Source organism: Sphingomonas sp. NPDC079357 (assembly GCF_044901155.1).
Classification (GTDB): Bacteria; Pseudomonadota; Alphaproteobacteria; order Sphingomonadales; family Sphingomonadaceae; genus Sphingomonas.
Genome location: NZ_JBJDOM010000003.1, coordinates 132,532 through 147,349, shown reverse-complemented (window position 1 = coordinate 147,349; position 14,818 = coordinate 132,532). Strand labels below are relative to the sequence as shown.

17 protein-coding genes are annotated in these 14,818 nt (G+C 68.3%); 11 read left to right on the top strand and 6 right to left on the bottom strand.

Features of this window, described 5'->3' with window-relative positions:
• Positions 1-100: 100 nt before the first annotated feature.
• Positions 101-976: a copper homeostasis membrane protein CopD gene (gene copD / locus ACI2JO_RS12375; RefSeq protein ID WP_404721000.1), complete on the bottom strand. Its 876-nt coding sequence runs from the start codon at positions 974-976 to the stop codon at positions 101-103.
• Positions 977-988: 12 nt separating this feature from the next.
• Complete coding sequence (copC, locus tag ACI2JO_RS12370; protein ID WP_404720999.1) at positions 989-1,348, bottom strand: copper homeostasis periplasmic binding protein CopC; 360 nt, start codon at positions 1,346-1,348, stop codon at positions 989-991.
• A gap of 129 nt (positions 1,349-1,477) precedes the next feature.
• Here copC and ACI2JO_RS12365 point away from each other — a divergent pair, with 129 nt between their 5' ends.
• From ACI2JO_RS12365 to ACI2JO_RS12315, 11 genes are all read left to right on the top strand, one after another.
• Positions 1,478-1,747 (top strand): hypothetical protein, encoded by a 270-nt coding sequence (locus tag ACI2JO_RS12365; protein ID WP_404720998.1) that lies wholly within the window; start codon positions 1,478-1,480, stop codon positions 1,745-1,747.
• Positions 1,744-2,184, top strand: coding sequence for a periplasmic heavy metal sensor (locus ACI2JO_RS12360; RefSeq protein WP_404720997.1), 441 nt, complete (start codon positions 1,744-1,746; stop codon positions 2,182-2,184). The genes ACI2JO_RS12365 and ACI2JO_RS12360 overlap by 4 nt, the downstream gene beginning before the upstream one ends.
• Complete coding sequence (locus ACI2JO_RS12355; RefSeq protein WP_404720996.1) at positions 2,181-2,747, top strand: RNA polymerase sigma factor; 567 nt, start codon at positions 2,181-2,183, stop codon at positions 2,745-2,747. The genes ACI2JO_RS12360 and ACI2JO_RS12355 overlap by 4 nt, the downstream gene beginning before the upstream one ends.
• A gap of 31 nt (positions 2,748-2,778) precedes the next feature.
• Complete coding sequence (locus ACI2JO_RS12350) at positions 2,779-4,584, top strand: copper resistance system multicopper oxidase (RefSeq protein ID WP_404720995.1); 1,806 nt, start codon at positions 2,779-2,781, stop codon at positions 4,582-4,584.
• Positions 4,581-5,759 (top strand): copper resistance protein B, encoded by a 1,179-nt coding sequence (locus ACI2JO_RS12345; RefSeq protein WP_404720994.1) that lies wholly within the window; start codon positions 4,581-4,583, stop codon positions 5,757-5,759. Before ACI2JO_RS12350 ends, ACI2JO_RS12345 begins: the two co-directional genes overlap by 4 nt.
• Before the next feature lie 145 nt (positions 5,760-5,904).
• Complete coding sequence (locus tag ACI2JO_RS12340) at positions 5,905-6,639, top strand: DUF4198 domain-containing protein (protein WP_404720993.1); 735 nt, start codon at positions 5,905-5,907, stop codon at positions 6,637-6,639.
• 16 nt (positions 6,640-6,655) lie between these two features.
• Entirely contained in the window at positions 6,656-7,030 is a 375-nt protein-coding gene (locus ACI2JO_RS12335; protein ID WP_404720992.1) for a hypothetical protein, read from the top strand.
• Positions 7,027-7,731 (top strand): HupE/UreJ family protein, encoded by a 705-nt coding sequence (locus ACI2JO_RS12330; protein WP_404720991.1) that lies wholly within the window; start codon positions 7,027-7,029, stop codon positions 7,729-7,731. The genes ACI2JO_RS12335 and ACI2JO_RS12330 overlap by 4 nt, the downstream gene beginning before the upstream one ends.
• Positions 7,728-8,342, top strand: coding sequence for a hypothetical protein (locus ACI2JO_RS12325; RefSeq protein ID WP_404720990.1), 615 nt, complete (start codon positions 7,728-7,730; stop codon positions 8,340-8,342). Before ACI2JO_RS12330 ends, ACI2JO_RS12325 begins: the two co-directional genes overlap by 4 nt.
• Positions 8,343-8,357: 15 nt before the next feature.
• Positions 8,358-9,023 (top strand): haloacid dehalogenase type II, encoded by a 666-nt coding sequence (locus ACI2JO_RS12320; RefSeq protein ID WP_404720989.1) that lies wholly within the window; start codon positions 8,358-8,360, stop codon positions 9,021-9,023.
• Complete coding sequence (locus ACI2JO_RS12315) at positions 9,020-9,694, top strand: cupin domain-containing protein (RefSeq protein ID WP_404720988.1); 675 nt, start codon at positions 9,020-9,022, stop codon at positions 9,692-9,694. Before ACI2JO_RS12320 ends, ACI2JO_RS12315 begins: the two co-directional genes overlap by 4 nt.
• Here the strand turns inward: ACI2JO_RS12315 and ACI2JO_RS12310 are convergent, their stop codons facing one another.
• Genes ACI2JO_RS12310 through ACI2JO_RS12295 form a run of 4 tightly spaced genes read right to left on the bottom strand, consistent with a single transcriptional unit; the run spans position 9,695 to position 14,710 of the window.
• Positions 9,695-11,356, bottom strand: coding sequence for an ABC transporter ATP-binding protein (locus ACI2JO_RS12310; RefSeq protein WP_404720987.1), 1,662 nt, complete (start codon positions 11,354-11,356; stop codon positions 9,695-9,697).
• Positions 11,353-12,177 (bottom strand): ABC transporter permease, encoded by an 825-nt coding sequence (locus tag ACI2JO_RS12305; protein ID WP_404720986.1) that lies wholly within the window; start codon positions 12,175-12,177, stop codon positions 11,353-11,355. The genes ACI2JO_RS12310 and ACI2JO_RS12305 overlap by 4 nt, the downstream gene beginning before the upstream one ends.
• On the bottom strand, positions 12,174-13,133 hold the full coding sequence (locus tag ACI2JO_RS12300; protein WP_404720985.1) for an ABC transporter permease: 960 nt from the start codon (positions 13,131-13,133) through the stop codon (positions 12,174-12,176). Before ACI2JO_RS12300 ends, ACI2JO_RS12305 begins: the two co-directional genes overlap by 4 nt.
• On the bottom strand, positions 13,130-14,710 hold the full coding sequence (locus ACI2JO_RS12295; RefSeq protein ID WP_404720984.1) for an ABC transporter substrate-binding protein: 1,581 nt from the start codon (positions 14,708-14,710) through the stop codon (positions 13,130-13,132). Before ACI2JO_RS12295 ends, ACI2JO_RS12300 begins: the two co-directional genes overlap by 4 nt.
• Positions 14,711-14,818: the final 108 nt, after the last annotated feature.

Here is a 14,818-nt window from a genome sequence, read left to right as displayed (position 1 = left end):
TCGGAAATGCTTGGACCAGGCGACGCTGATGCTGCGCATCCGTGATCGGGACGATCCGACCCGACAGGGTGATATCGTCGCGGAGACGCTGTGCCTCAACCTACCCGGTCGGAGACAAAGTTCCGAGCCAGGCGACGATGACGAGGATCGAAAGGCCACAGAGGAGTTCAAGTTCTAGGCTGTAAAGCAAAGAGCGGGATCCATCGCCACGTTCGCCTAGATTCACGGCGTCACGCAGCCGGGGGATCAATATCCAGCGATGCCGTGCCGCCAAGGTGAGCATCATGGCGAACAGGGCCAGTTTCGCGGTCAATAGCTGGCCGTACAGCGTTGATCGAAGTACCGCCAAAGCGTCCGTGCCGACGATCATCCAGCCGTTGATGACCCCTGTGACGACCACCGTCGCCGCCAGCACCGAACCCGCCAGGGCGAAACGATGAAGGGCTGCGACGGCGTCGCGCAGGGCGGTTACATCTCGATGCGCCACGAACAGCCGCAGCGAGAGGGTGACGATCGCGCCGATCCATGCCGTGCCCGCCAGCGCATGCACGATGTCGGCGGTGAGATGGACGCGACCGGCGGGTCCGTCCTGCATCGCGCCGTGGCCGGTCCAGGCGACGGTCGCCAGGGCGACGGCGCTGCTCGCGCACACGATGATCGTCCCTCCACGACCACCCCGCCAACTACCGAACATTGCCACGAACAGCGCAGCGAAGCGCACCGAGAAGGCCACACCGACCGGGGTTTCGGCAAGTACCATCCGCAGCATCTCACCATCGACGGGCAGGATCGCCGTTCCGGCCATCGACGCGGTCAGCACCAGAAGCGCGGCGACCGAGGAGATCAACGCGGCGCCGACGCTCGCCATCAACCACCAGCGTCGAATTCTCCACCCGTCCATCAATGCCTGCAGCGGTATCCCGAACGCGGCTGCCAAGGTCACGTAGACGGCGACGCGTGCCGCGACGACGGCCAAGCCGCTCACGGGTCAGCGGACGGAGAAGGCGTAGCTGCCCGCAATGCGATGCGTGTCGGCGGAAACGACGTGCCACTCCACGCGATAGCTGCCGGCAGTCAGAGGCTTGGCGGGAATGACGGTAAGCGTGTCGCCCACCGCCGCCGTGGTGCTGCCGACGGGCATGGGCGCGTGCTTCATGCCGGCCATCCCGGTCATCAACAGCGTCACGTCCGACAGCTTCGGCATCAGCTTCTCGCTGAAGCGCAATGCGATGCGCGACGGCGTGGCGACCGCCGCATCGGCGGCGGGCGTGGCGGCGACGAGTTTCGGATGCGCCCATGCGGAGGGCGCAAGCAGCAGGGCGGCAGCGGCACAGACGATGCGGAACATGAAGAAGACCTCCGGAGGGGAATGATGCTGTCGTTACGCGGCAGCGCGCCCTGCCCCTCATCTGCCCTGCAAAAAAACTGCGGGGTTGCTCGCCCGCCTGCGTATGGAAATATGAGGATGGAGAAAGCGATGCACGACCCCGTTGAACAGGGACTGGCGCACCTGACCGCGCTGCGCGGACCGCCGGCCCTCGACGCGATCGAGGGCGAGGTGTTCGCCGCGCTGGATGAACAGGCGCGTCAACGCGGCGCAGGTCGCGCGGCAGGCATGTGCTCGGTCGCGGTGGCGCTGGCGATCGGGCTGGCGGGCGGTACGATGCTGGCACAGCCCTCGCTTGCCGCCGGTCCACTCGGCGTCGACGCCGCGCTGGCTCCCTCCACCCTGCTGCTCGGCCGATGAGCGCAGGCGTGCGGCGCCTCGCACTGACGATGGTGCTGGCCTTCCTCGCGGCCCTGGCCGGGGTATGGATCGGCTGCCGGCTCATGGCGACGCGCATGCCTCACGGCACCGAGGTCCATGCGCTGCTGCACGACGAGGTGTCACTCGATCGGCAGCAGGAAGCCGCGCTCGACGTGCTGGAAGCGCGCTTCGCGGTGCGGCGCCGTGCACTGGAGGCGCAGATGCGCGCCGATAATGCGCGGCTGGCTGCGGCGATCGAGCGCGAGCACGCCGACGGGCCCGCGGTCGCCGCGGCAGTAGACCAGTCGCATCGCACGATGGGGGCGCTGCAGAAGGCCACGCTGGAGCATGTCTTCGCGATGCGGCGACTGCTGCGGCCCGATCAGACCGCGGCGTTTGACCGGATCGTGGTGCGGGCGCTGACTCCCGCTTCGTGAACGCCGGACTCGACGCGCTGGACGATGCCGGGCTGGTGGCGCTGCACCGCGCCGGGCGGCGCTCGGCGTTCGCCACCTTGATGGCGCGCCACAAGCAACCGCTGTACCGCCTGATCGTCGCGCAGACCCGCGATGCCGACGACGCGCTCGATCTGTTGCAGGAAACGTTTGTGGCGGCGCATGGCGCGCTGGCGCGCTTTGACCCCGACCGCTCGCTGCGCGCGTGGCTGGCGCGGATCGCGATCAACAAATGTCGCGACTGGCAGCGACGGCGACGCGTGCGGCATTTTCTGGCGCGCGTGCTGCCGATCGAGGCGGGTGAGCGCGTCGCGGATCCGGGGGCGGATGCCGAGGCGCAGGCAATCGATCGCGACGAACTGGCGCAGGCACTGGAGGCGATCGGTCGACTGCCCGCCGCCCTGCGCGAGCCGTTGCTGCTGTGCACCGTCGACGAGCTGAGCCATGTCGAGGCGGGCGAGGCACTGGGGATCACCGCCAAGGCGGTCGAAACGCGCATCCGCCGCGCCCGCGCCGCTTTGTCGGGACAAAGCGCCACATCGTGAGGGGAGCACGCGAAGCATGCGTATGTAAGGCATGACCGACGCCCCGCACCGCCTTACCCGACGCACATTACTCCGCGACGCCGGCCTTGCCGGGGGCGTAGCGGCGCTGCCGTGGTTTCCCGCCTGGGCGCAGCCGGTGTCCGCCGGCATCGCGACCCCGCTGCCGACGGTGTCGGGCACCGACATCGCACTGACGGTCGCGCATCAAATGACGATGATCGACGGAAAGCCGCTCCACACGATCGGCGTCAACGGCACCGTTCCCGGCCCGCTGATCAGGCTGCGGCAGGGCCAGACCGCGCGACTGACGGTGAACAACACGCTCGACGAGGAAACGTCGATCCACTGGCACGGGCTGCTGGTGCCGTTCCAGATGGACGGCGTGCCGGGGATCAGCTTCCCCGGCATCGCGGCGCGATCCACCTTTACCTACGAGTTCCCGGTCGTGCAGGCCGGGACCTATTGGTATCACAGCCATTCCGGCCTTCAGGAGCAGATGGGGCATTACGGCCCGATCGTCGTCGATCCCGAGAGCGCCGACCCGGTCGCCTCCGATCGCGAGCATGTGATCGTCCTGTCCGACCACAGCCCGCTGCATCCGCACACGATTTTCCGCAAGCTCAAGCAGCAGGGCGGCTATTTCAACTACCAGAAGCAGACGCTGGCCGGCCTGCTCGCCGGGCGCGACCAGCCGGCGAAGGAGCGCGCCGCATGGGGCGGGATGCGGATGGACCCCACCGACATCTCCGACGTGACCGGCTCGACCTACACCTATCTCGTCAACGGCCACGGGCCCGCCGACAACTGGACCGCGCTGTTCGCGCCGGGCGAGCGCGTGCGGCTGCGCTTCGTCAACGCCGCGGCGATGACGATCTTCAACGTGCGCATCCCGGGGCTGAAGATGACGATCGTGCAGGCCGACGGGCAGAACGTCCGCCCGGTCGCGGTCGACGAGTTCCAGATCGCGGTCGCCGAAACCTATGACGTGATCGTCGAGCCGGTCGGGCCGCACGCCTATACGCTGGTCGCCGAAAGCTGGGACCGGTCGGGCATGGCGCGCGCAACGCTCGCGCCGCAGGTCGGGATGGTCGCCGCCGTGCCGCCGCTGCGCCGTCGCCCGCTGGCGACGATGAAGGACATGGGGATGGGTGACATGGCGGGCATGCACGACATGGCCGGCATGGAGCACGCCGCCGCCCCCGCCCCCTGCGCGCCCGAACATGCCGCGATGGGCCATTGCAAGCCGGGCGCCGCCGCGCCGATGGCGATGGACCACAAGATGCGCGACTTCGCCAACGCGCCCGGCCTGCCGCGCACCCCGACGGTGCAGACGGTCGCGCCGATGCCGATGGACCGCACCGGCGAGCCGCCGCAGGGGCTGGCCGACGCCGGGCACCGCGTGCTGGTCTATCGCGACCTGGTCGCGCTGGAGAAGAACCCGGATCTGCGCGCGCCCTCGCGTCAGCTGCGCATCCACCTGACCGGCAACATGGAACGCTATATGTGGGCGTTCGACGGCGTGAAGCTGAACGAGGTAAAGGCACCGATCCCGTTCCGCGCCGGGGAGCGCGTGCGCGTGACATTGGTCAACGACACGATGATGGCGCACCCGATCCACCTGCACGGCCATTTCTTCGAGCTGGTGACCGGCCATGGTGACCACAGCCCGCGCAAGCACACGATCAACGTCGCCCCCGGCGGCACCGCGACCTTCGACCTCACCGCCGATGCGGTCGGCGACTGGGCGTTTCATTGCCATTTGCTCTATCACATGCACGCCGGGATGATGCAGGTCGTCACCGTCCGCGCCGACGAGACGACGGAGGCGGCGGCATGAGCGCGCTGGCGATAACGCTGTCGGCGCTGCTCGCGAGCGGGCAGATGCACGACATGGCGAACATGCCGGGGATGCAGATGCCGGCAAGGCCCAAGCCCGCCGCTGCCGCGCACAAGCGCTCCCCCCGGCGCGCGGCTTCGCCATCGCACGCGCAGTCGATGCCGGGCATGGACATGACCGCACCGGCCGCCGCCTGCTCCCCCGAACACGCCGCGATGGGCCATTGCAAGCCCGCGACGCCGACGCCCGGACCCGAAGCGGCCGACCCCTGCCCGCCCGAACACGCCGCGATGGGCCATTGCAAGCCCGCGACGCCGACGCCCGCACCCGAAGCGGCCGACCCCTGCCCGCCCGAACACGCCGCGATGGGCCATTGCAAGCCCGCGACGAAGGCGGATCCCGACGCCGCCATCCTCGCCGGCACCGATCAGCCGCCCGGCGACGCCCCGCCGCCCGCCGCCCCCACGACCCGCGCAGCGGCGCGCTTCTACGACCCCGCCGCAATGGCGCAGGCCGACCGCTCGATGCGCGACATGCACGGCGGCATGCGGTTCAGCCAGGTGATCTTCAATCTCGCCGAGGCGCAGGTGCAGTCGGGTCGCGACGGTTATCGCTGGGATGGCGAGGGCTGGTTCGGCGGCGACATCCACCGGCTGGTGGTCAAGAGCGAGGGCGAAGGCGGCTTCGGCGACCGCGTCGACACTGCCGAGGTGCAGGCGCTCTACGCCCGCGCGCTTGATCCGTACTGGAACCTGCAGGCCGGCGTGCGGCAGGATCTGGGCGCCGGCGCGCGGCGCACCTATGCGGTGATCGGGGTCGAGGGCCTTGCGCCTTACTGGTTCGATGTCGAAGGCGCGCTGTTCCTCTCCGACAAGGGCGACATGCTGGCGCGCGCCGAGGCGTGGTACGATCAACGGATTACGCAGCGCGCGATCCTGCAACCCCGCGTCGAGCTGAACCTCGCCGCGCAGGACATGCCCGACAGCCGCATCGGCGCGGGCCTGTCGTCGGCGGAGTTCGGCATTCGCCTGCGCTATGAGCTGCGTCGCGAATTCGCGCCCTATGTCGGCGTCTCTTGGGAACGCCGCTATGGCGCGACCGCGCGCTATGCGCGAAGCGATGGCGAACGCACCGGCGGCATCGCACTGGCGCTGGGGGTACGCGGCTGGTTCTGACGCGCGGCGCGCCATCGTGCCGCGGTCGATTGTGCCGCGGATCGCGCGGCCGCCCCACGATCGTGCGCGCCGATACCGGCAAAAGAGACAATCGCACTGACCGATCCTCCTAAGCTGGCGCTCTGCCAACTGCCGGAGGATCGCCATGCGACACCTGAGACGACTTGCCACCGCAGCGCTGCTCGTCGCGATTGCCGCCCCGCCCGCGGCGGCGCACGGCATCTGGTTCGCGCAGCGCGCGCGGCAGGTGGCGATGATCTACGGGATCGGCGCCGACGATCTCGACATGGTCAAGCGCCTGCCGCTGGTCGAAAGCGTCGGCGCGTTCGATGCCAGCTACAAGCCGGTTGTCGCGACGCTGCGCACCGCCGGGCCGGTGGTGATGGTCGATGCCGAGGAACAGCCGACGCTGCTGGTCGCGGTGCTCCAGAACGGCACCTGGTCGCGCAAGGGCGCGGGGGAGTTCGAGAAGAAGGGCCGCGACGAGATGCCCGACGCGACGCTCTCCGAGAAGACCGTCAAATACGCCGTCTCGATCCAGGGGCCGCTCGACAGGCCGATCCCGGCGCTGCCGACGCAGATCCTTCAGGTCGTACCCGCGGGCGCGCTGCCCGCGACGCTCGGCACGCCGATGACCTATGTCGTGTTGTTCAACGGCAAGCCGGTGCAGGGCGCGCGCGTGATCGCGGACATGGTCAACGATCCCGATGCGAAGGAGATCGCGACCGGCGCCGACGGCCGCGTGACGATGCCGGTCCGCAATCAGGGTCTGAACGTCATCCGCGCCGTCTACAACGGGCCGACCGACAATCCGACGAAGTACGATCGCATCGAACACACCGCGACGCTGGCGTTCACGCTGGCGCACGCCCCCGAATGATCTTGGAGGAACGTCCATGAAGACCTTCGTGATGCTACTCGCCGGGGTCGCGCTCGGCACCGCCGCGCCCTCGTTCGCGCATGGCAACATGGCGCCGCAGCATGGCGGCGTCGTGCAGATGAGCGGCGAGACCTTGTTCGAGCTGGTCCGCGCGCCGCGCGGCGTGGCGATCTACGTCACCGACGATGACGAGCCGCTCGCCTCCGCCGCAGCGACCGGCAAGCTGGCGGTCACCGCCGGTGGCCAGACGCGCAACGTCGCGCTGACGCCGGGGCCGGGCAACCGCTTCGACGCTGCCGGGCTGAAGCTGCCGGCGGGTGCGAAGGTCGCGGTGCAGGTGGTCGAGAAGGCGACGCAGGCGCGGCTCGGCACGACGTTCGTCGTCAAGTGACGCGCGTCGGCACCGCGCTGTGGCGGGCCGGTGTGGCGGCGGCGCTGCTGGTCGTCGCGCACCCGGCGCTCGCCCACGGCGTCGCGGAAAGCGACAAGGCCTATATTCAGGCCAATCCGGGCGTGCATGTCGGCCCGTATGTCTATCTCGGCGCCAAGCATATGGTGACCGGTTACGATCACCTGCTGTTCCTGTTCGGCGTGATCTTCTTTCTGTACCGGTTGAAGGATGTCGGGCGCTACGTGACGCTGTTCGCGATCGGACACAGCACCACGCTGATCCTGGGCGTGATGGCCAATGTCCACGCCGATCCGTTCGTGATCGACGCAATCATCGGCCTGTCGGTCGTCTACAAGGCGCTCGACAATCTCGGCGCGTTCCGGACGGTCCTGGGGTTCGAGCCCAACCCGAAGGCGGCGGTGCTGATCTTCGGCTTCTTCCACGGCTTCGGCCTGGCGACCAAGTTACAGGAGCTGGTGGTGTCGCGTGATGGGCTGTTCGCCAATCTCGTCAGCTTCAACGTCGGGGTCGAGATCGGCCAGTTCATGGCCCTGTGCGCGATTTTGATGGCGATGACGCTGTGGCGGCGCACCCGCAACTTCGCGCGCAGCGTGGTGATCGCCAATGCGCTGCTGATGGGGGCCGGTTTCGTCCTCGTCGGCTATCAGATGACCGGCTTTGCGATGGAGCGTTCGGCATGACCGCCCCCACCACCATTACCACCACCCCCGTCCCCTTTCGCACCGGCAACGCCACGCTCGCGCGTGCGTCGCTCGCCGCGCTGGCGGGCGCCGGCGCGGTACTGATGCTGTTCGTGCTGCCCGCCGAATATGGCATCGACCCGACCGGCATCGGGGGTGCGCTGGGCCTGACCGCGCTGAACGGCGAGGTGGAGGACGCTGCCGACACCCCCGCCCCCGCAGCGGCGACTACCGCCGCCGCCGTGCCGGACCAGACGCAGGCGACGATCGTCAAGACGACGCCGTGGCGTACCGATACGCAGACGGTGACGATCCCCGCGCATGACGGCGTCGAGTTGAAGGCCGAGATGAAGGCCGGCGACGCGTTCATCTTCCGCTGGACCGCCAGCGGCCCGGTCAAGATGGACATGCACGGCGAGACGTCGATGACCGCGACCAGCTTTTCGACCTATTGGAAGCAGAAGGGGCTGTCCGCCGCGCAGGGCAGCTTCACCGCGCCGTTCGCGGGCATCCACGGCTGGTACTGGCGTAATCAGGGCGAGGCGCCCGTCACGCTGACAGTGAACACCGCCGGCTTTTACGCCCGGCTTTTCCGGCCCAAACCCGAGTAAGAGGATCGCACGATCATGGCGCTGAAACCCAAATACATCACCTTCGACTGCTACGGCACGCTGATCTATTTCGAAATGGCTCCCGTCGCGCGCCAGCTCTATGCCGATCGCGTTGCGGAAGCGGATATGGATGCCTTTTGCGCCGACTTCTCCGCCTATCGCCTCGACGAAGTGCTGGGCGCGTGGAAGCCCTACCGCGACGTGGTCGAGGGCTCGTTGCGTCGCACCTGCGCGAAGTGGAAGGTCCCCTATCGCGACAGCGATACCGAGACGGTCTACGCGGCGGTGCCGACCTGGGGGCCGCACCCTGACGTTGTCGAGCCGCTGAAGCGCGTCGCGGCCGAATTCCCGCTCGTGATCCTGTCGAATGCGATGGTCGACGTGATCCCGCACAACGTCGCCAAGCTGGAAGCGCCGTTCCACGCGGTCTACACCGCCGAGGAAGCGCAGGCGTACAAGCCGCGGATGCAGGCGTTCGAATATATGTTCGACCGGCTGGGTTGCGGGCCTGAGGATGTGCTGCACGTCTCCTCCAGCTTCCGCTACGATCTGATGACCGCGCACGATCTGGGCATCGTCGACAAGGCGTTCGTCAATCGCGGGCACGAGCCGGCCAATCCCTATTACGGCTGTCATGAAATTCCCAACATCGGCGGCCTGCCGGGATTGCTGGGGCTGTGAGCGTCCGCTCGTTCGTCGACCTGCGCGCGTTCGCCGCGCAGGCCGCGGAGGGCGGCGACCTGCTTGGCGGCACTGCGCTTCCGCTGCCCGACGGGCCGGTGTCGATCGCCGCCGCGCGCCTCTCCGGTGGCGGGCACGTCGCCGCCATGCCCGCCGATCAGTTCGTGATCGTGCTGGCAGGCACGCTCACGATCAATGGCGAAGTGCTGGAGCCGACCCGCTCCATCGTCCTGCCCGCCGGCATCGCGCTCGACTGGCAGGCCGAGCCTGGCACCCTGATCATCGCGATGCGCTGCACCAGCGGGCCGCCGGGTGCGGATCGGCCGGTGCCGATCGACCATGACGCACCGCTGGAGCCATCGGGCGCACCGCTCGCCGAATTGCTGGTCGGTGCGACACCGGCGTGCCGAAATCACACCGATTACCGCTCCGCAACCGGTGAATTCCTGTGCGGAACGTGGGATTCGACCCCGTATTTTCGACTACCCATGCGCTACCGGCACTATGAATTGATGCACCTGCTGGACGGCGCGGTGACCTTCGTCGACGAAGCCGGCCGCACCGCGACCTTCACCGCCGGCGACATCTTCCTCGTCGAACAGGGCGCCGAATGTTCGTGGGAAAGCAAGACGTTCGTCAAGAAAGTCTACGCGATCTACCGCCCCACCTGATCACCCGCGTGCGGCGCGTGTCCCGATCACCGCCGCCGCATCCTCCAACCAGCCACACCGCAACGCCGGCACCGACGCCATCAGCAACTCGGTATAGGGATGATGCGGTGGTGCCGACAGTGCGGCGCCGGGTGCCTGCTCGACGATCTGCCCGCCTTTCAACACGATAACCTCGTCGGCGATCGCCCGCACGATGTTCAGGTCGTGCGTGATGAACATATAGGCGAGCCCCAGTTCACGCCGCAGCTCGATCAACAGGTCCAGCACCTGCTCGGCGACGACCGGATCGAGCGCCGACGTCACCTCGTCGCACAACAGCAGTTCCGGCCGCGCCGCAAGCGCACGCGCCAGATTGACCCGCTGTTTCTGACCGCCCGACAATTCGCCCGGCAGCCGCTCGGCGAGCGCCGCCGGCAGTCGCACCAAATCGAGCAGCCGCGCCACCTCTGCCCTCACCGCACGCCCCCGTAACCCGTGGAAAAAGGTGAGCGGACGCCCGAGCGCCTGTCCCACCGAGTTGGCGGGATTGAGTGCGGTGTCAGCACTTTGGAACACCAGCTGGATCCGCCGGAGTTGATCGCGCGTCCGCGTCGCGACCGCGCCCGACAGCGGCACGCCGCACAGATTGACGTAGCCCGAGGCGGGCGGATGAAGCCCGGCGACGACCCGCGCCAGCGTGCTCTTGCCACACCCGGATTCGCCAATCACCCCGACGACCTGCCCGCGCAGGATCTTCAGATCGATCCCGTCAACAATCCGCGTCGCCGGCAGACCATCACCGTCGACGCGACCATAGCCGGCCACCACCTGCCGCAATTCGAGCAGCGGCGGCTCGCCGACATCGAGCGGCGGCAGGTCGACGGGCGGCGCGGGGGCGCGCGGTGCCGCAGCCGCGACGAGCGCTTGGCTATAATCATGCGTCGGCGCGTGGAGGATCGCAGCCGTCGTCCCCTCCTCCTGCACCGCGCCGTTGCGCAGCACGACGATCCGGTCGGCGATCTGCGCGACGACAGGCAAATCGTGGCTGACATAGACCGCGGTGGTGCCCAGATCGCGCACCGCCGCCTTGAAGGCCATAAGCACCTCGATCTGCGTCGTGACGTCGAGCGCGGTGGTCGGCTCGTCGAAGATCACCAGAGCGGGATCGGTCATCAGCGCCATCGCCGCCATAAGGCGTTGCAGCTGCCCGCCCGACACCTGATGCGGGTAGCGGTCGCCGACGTGTTCGGGATCGGGGAGCGCCAGTTTGGCGAACAGCGCGCGCGCCTTCGCCTCGGCGGCGGGACGGGTCATGATGCCGTGGATCAACGCCGGTTCGATCACCTGCGCCATGATCGGCAAGGCGGGGTTGAAGGCCGCGGCCGCACTCTGCGCGACATAGGCGACGGTGCGTCCGCGCAGCGCGCGAAGGGCGGGCTCGCCGAGCCCGTCGAGCCGCTGCCCGGCGACGGTGATTGCACCGGCGGCGATCCGGCAGCCGGCGCGGGCATAACCAAGCATCGCCAGCGCGATCGTGGTCTTGCCCGATCCCGACTCGCCGATCAGCGCCAGCACCTCGCCCTTGTCAACGGACAGCGACACGTCGTGAACGATCGGAAACTCCGCGCCGTCCTCGCCGCGCGCGACGATGCGGAGCCCGTCGATCCTGACCAGCGCGGTCATGCGCGGCCCCGCTTGGGCAGTGCGTCGATCACCAGATTCACTCCGATCGTCAGCGAGGCGATCGCCAGCGCGGGGAAGAAGACCGCCCAGGCGCCGAAGCCCAGCCCGGCGATATTCTCGCGCACCAGCGCGCCGAGGTCGGCGTTAGGCGGCTGCACGCCGAGCCCCAGGAAGCTGAGCCCGCTGAGCAGCAGCACAACGAACACGAAGCGCAACCCGAAATCGGCCAGCAACGGCCCGCGGACGTTGGGCAGGATCTCGCGCACCACGATATACGGCAGCCGCTCGCCCCGCGCGCGCGCCACGGTGACGAAGTCGAGCGCGTTGACGTTGAGCGCCAGCGCCCGCGCGGTCCGAAACGCGCCGGGCGTGTAGATCAGCGCCAGCGTGCCAATCAGCACCGGGATCGACGCTCCCAGCGATGCGATCACCACCAGCCCGAGCATCAGGCTGGGGATCGCGATGATCGTATCGAAAATGCGGCTTAGCAGCAGGTCGAGCCAGCCGCCCGCCGCCGCGGCGAGGCCGAGCAGCACCCCCGCCCCCGCAGCGAGCGTCGTCGCGACGAACGCGATCGCGACGGTGTAGCGCGCGGCAGACAGCACGCGGCTGAGCATGTCGCGCCCGAGATAATCGGTGCCGAGCGGAAAGGCGCGGCTGGCGGGTGAGAAGACATCGAGGTCGACGACTGCGCCGACGTCGTGCGGCGCGAACAGCGGACCAACCGCCGCCACGCCGATCCAGGAGAGGACCAGCACCGCCCCGACGATGCCGCTGATCGCGAAGCGCCGCGGCCGGCGGGGTGCTAGGGATATGCTCATCGGTGGCGCAACCGCGGGTTGGAGACGATCGCCACCACGTCTGCGGTGGTCACCAGTAGCAAATAGGAGGCGGAAAAGATCATCGCGACGCCCAGCACCAACGGAATGTCGCGCGTCGCGACCGCATCGACCATCAGCCGGGCGACACCGGGATAGTTGAAGATGATCTCGACCACGATCACGCCGCCCAGCAGCGTCGACAGGCTGAGCGCGACCGCATTGGCAATGGGGCCGATCGCGTTCGGCAGCGCGTGGCGCAGCACAAGTCGGGCAGGCGACACGCCCTTCAGCCGCGCCGCCTCGGCATAGCTGCTGTCGAGCACGTCGATCACCGCGGCGCGGGTCATGCGCAGCATCTGCGCGACCACGACGCACGCCAGGCTGAACACGGGCAGCGCGTACATGCGCGCGAGCGCCAGCGGCGACTCGACGTCACGCATCGACGACAGGGCTGGCGCCCAGTGAAGCGTCACCGCGAACAACATGACTGCCAGCGTCGCGATCAGGAATTCCGGCACCGACACCACCGCAATCGTGATCAGGCCGATCGCCCGATCGAACATCGTGCCGCGCGTCACCGCAGCGACGATACCGAGCGTCAGCGCGACCGGCACTGAAATCAGCGCGGTGATTCCCGCAAGCGCCAGCGAGTTGCCGAGCCGCGCGCCGATCAATGCCGCGACCGGCGTACCGGTTATCAGCGAATGCCCCGGATCGCCGCGCATCATCCCGCCAAGCCATGCCAGATAGCGCGCCCAGGCGGGCTGATCGAGGTGCATCGCGGCGCGCAACCCCGCCAGCGCCTGCGGCGTCGCACTCTGCCCGAGGATCGCCTCCGCCACGTCGCCCTCGATCAACAGCGAGGTTGCGAATACCGCCAGCGATACCAGCAACAACGTACCAAGCGCGACGAGGACGCGTCGCGCGATCAGGCGGACAAGCGGCGACGCCGTCATGCCGCGTCGTCCAGCCAGACGTGCGCAGCGAAGTCGAACCCCATCAGCCCGCCGGTTGGCATCGGCCGGAGCCCCTTGACCCGCGGGCTGTAGGCATCGAGCAGGCTGAGGAACAGCGGAATGCCAATTCCGGCACGGTCGTGGATGCGGTGCTGCATCTCGCCGTAGATCTGCTTGCGCAACCCCTCGTCGGTGGAGCCGCGCGCCTCCAGCAGCAGCCGGTCGAAACGCGGGTCGTGCCAGCCGCTTTCGTTCCACGGTGCGTCGGAGGAGAAGAATTGCGTGAAGATGATGTCGGCGGTCGGGCGTGCGTTCACGTTGCCGAAGCCGAGCGGCACCTTCATCCAGCTGTTCGTCCAATAACCGTCCGGGGGCACGCGACGGATATCGAGCAGCAACCCGGCACGGCGCGCGGCATCCTGCAACAGCACGCCCATATCGTCGGATTTCTCCGCCGCGGTCGAGGTGACCAGCGGGATCGTCGCCCCGAGCAGCCCGGCCCTGGCGAAATGGTGGCGCGCACGCTCAGGATCGAAGGCGCGTTGCGGCAGGTCGGCGGCGAAATAGGGGTTGGTCGGCGGGATCGGCTGGTCGTTGGCGATCGTCGCATAGCCGCGGAAGATCGCGTTGCGCATCGTATTGCGATCGAGCAGCGCCTTCATGCCCGCGACGAAATCGCGGTTGCGTCCGGGTGCCCGATCCAGCCGCATCACCAGATCGGTGTAGCCGCCGGTCTTCGATTCCATGACCGTGAAGCCCGCGCGGGTCAGCTGGCGGACGATGCGCGGGTTGATCGCGTTGATCAGGTCGACGTCGCCCGAAAGCAGCGCGTTGATCCGCGCGCTATCATCCGCGATCGCGAATAGTTCGACCTCGCCGAGCCGCACCGGGCCCTGCCAATAATCCTCGTTGCGGGCCGCGATCGAACGGATTCCAGGCTGGAATTCGGTGCAGCGGAACGGGCCGGTGCCGTTGGCAGTGGTAAAATCCCGGGTATGGGCGCGCAGGATCTGGAATTGCGGAATGCCCAGGATCACGGGCAGATCGGCGTTGGCACCGGTCAGCGCCAGTCGGACGGTATCGGTGCCGACCGCACGAATGTCGGCGAAGCGATCCGCGAACACCTTCACCTTGGAAGCCGTCGCGGGATCGGTGTGGCGGCGCAGCGACCACACGACGTCGGCGGCGGTGAGCGGCTGCCCGTCGTGGAAGCGGACGCCGCTGCGCAACTTGATCGTCCATTCGCGCGCGTCCCGCGTCTCGATCGCCTCGGCCAGTTCGAGTTGCGGGCTCGAGGCGGCGTCAAGGCGGGTCAGACCGTTGTAGAACATGTTGCCGCGGCAATAATCGGTGACCACCGACTGTTTGGCAGGATCGAGCGTATCGGCGGTCGAGCTGGCGGCGGTGGCGACGCGCAGCCGTCCACCGTTGACCGGCGGGCGCGGGGCGGGGAAGCTGCACGCCCCCAGCCCCGCGCTCACGGCGCCGCCCGCCAGCACCCGCAGGATATGCCGGCGATCGATCAATGCCGCCAACCCGGTCGAGGCGATCCGAACCCGTTCATTCCGTTTGCCCACCCCCGATCATCCTGCCCGCATCCTTGCCGATCGCTTCGGCATTGTCCGCGTTTGCGATGGCCCAACGAAGCGCTTTCTGCCGTTCATCGCTCCGTTCCCGCATCGTAG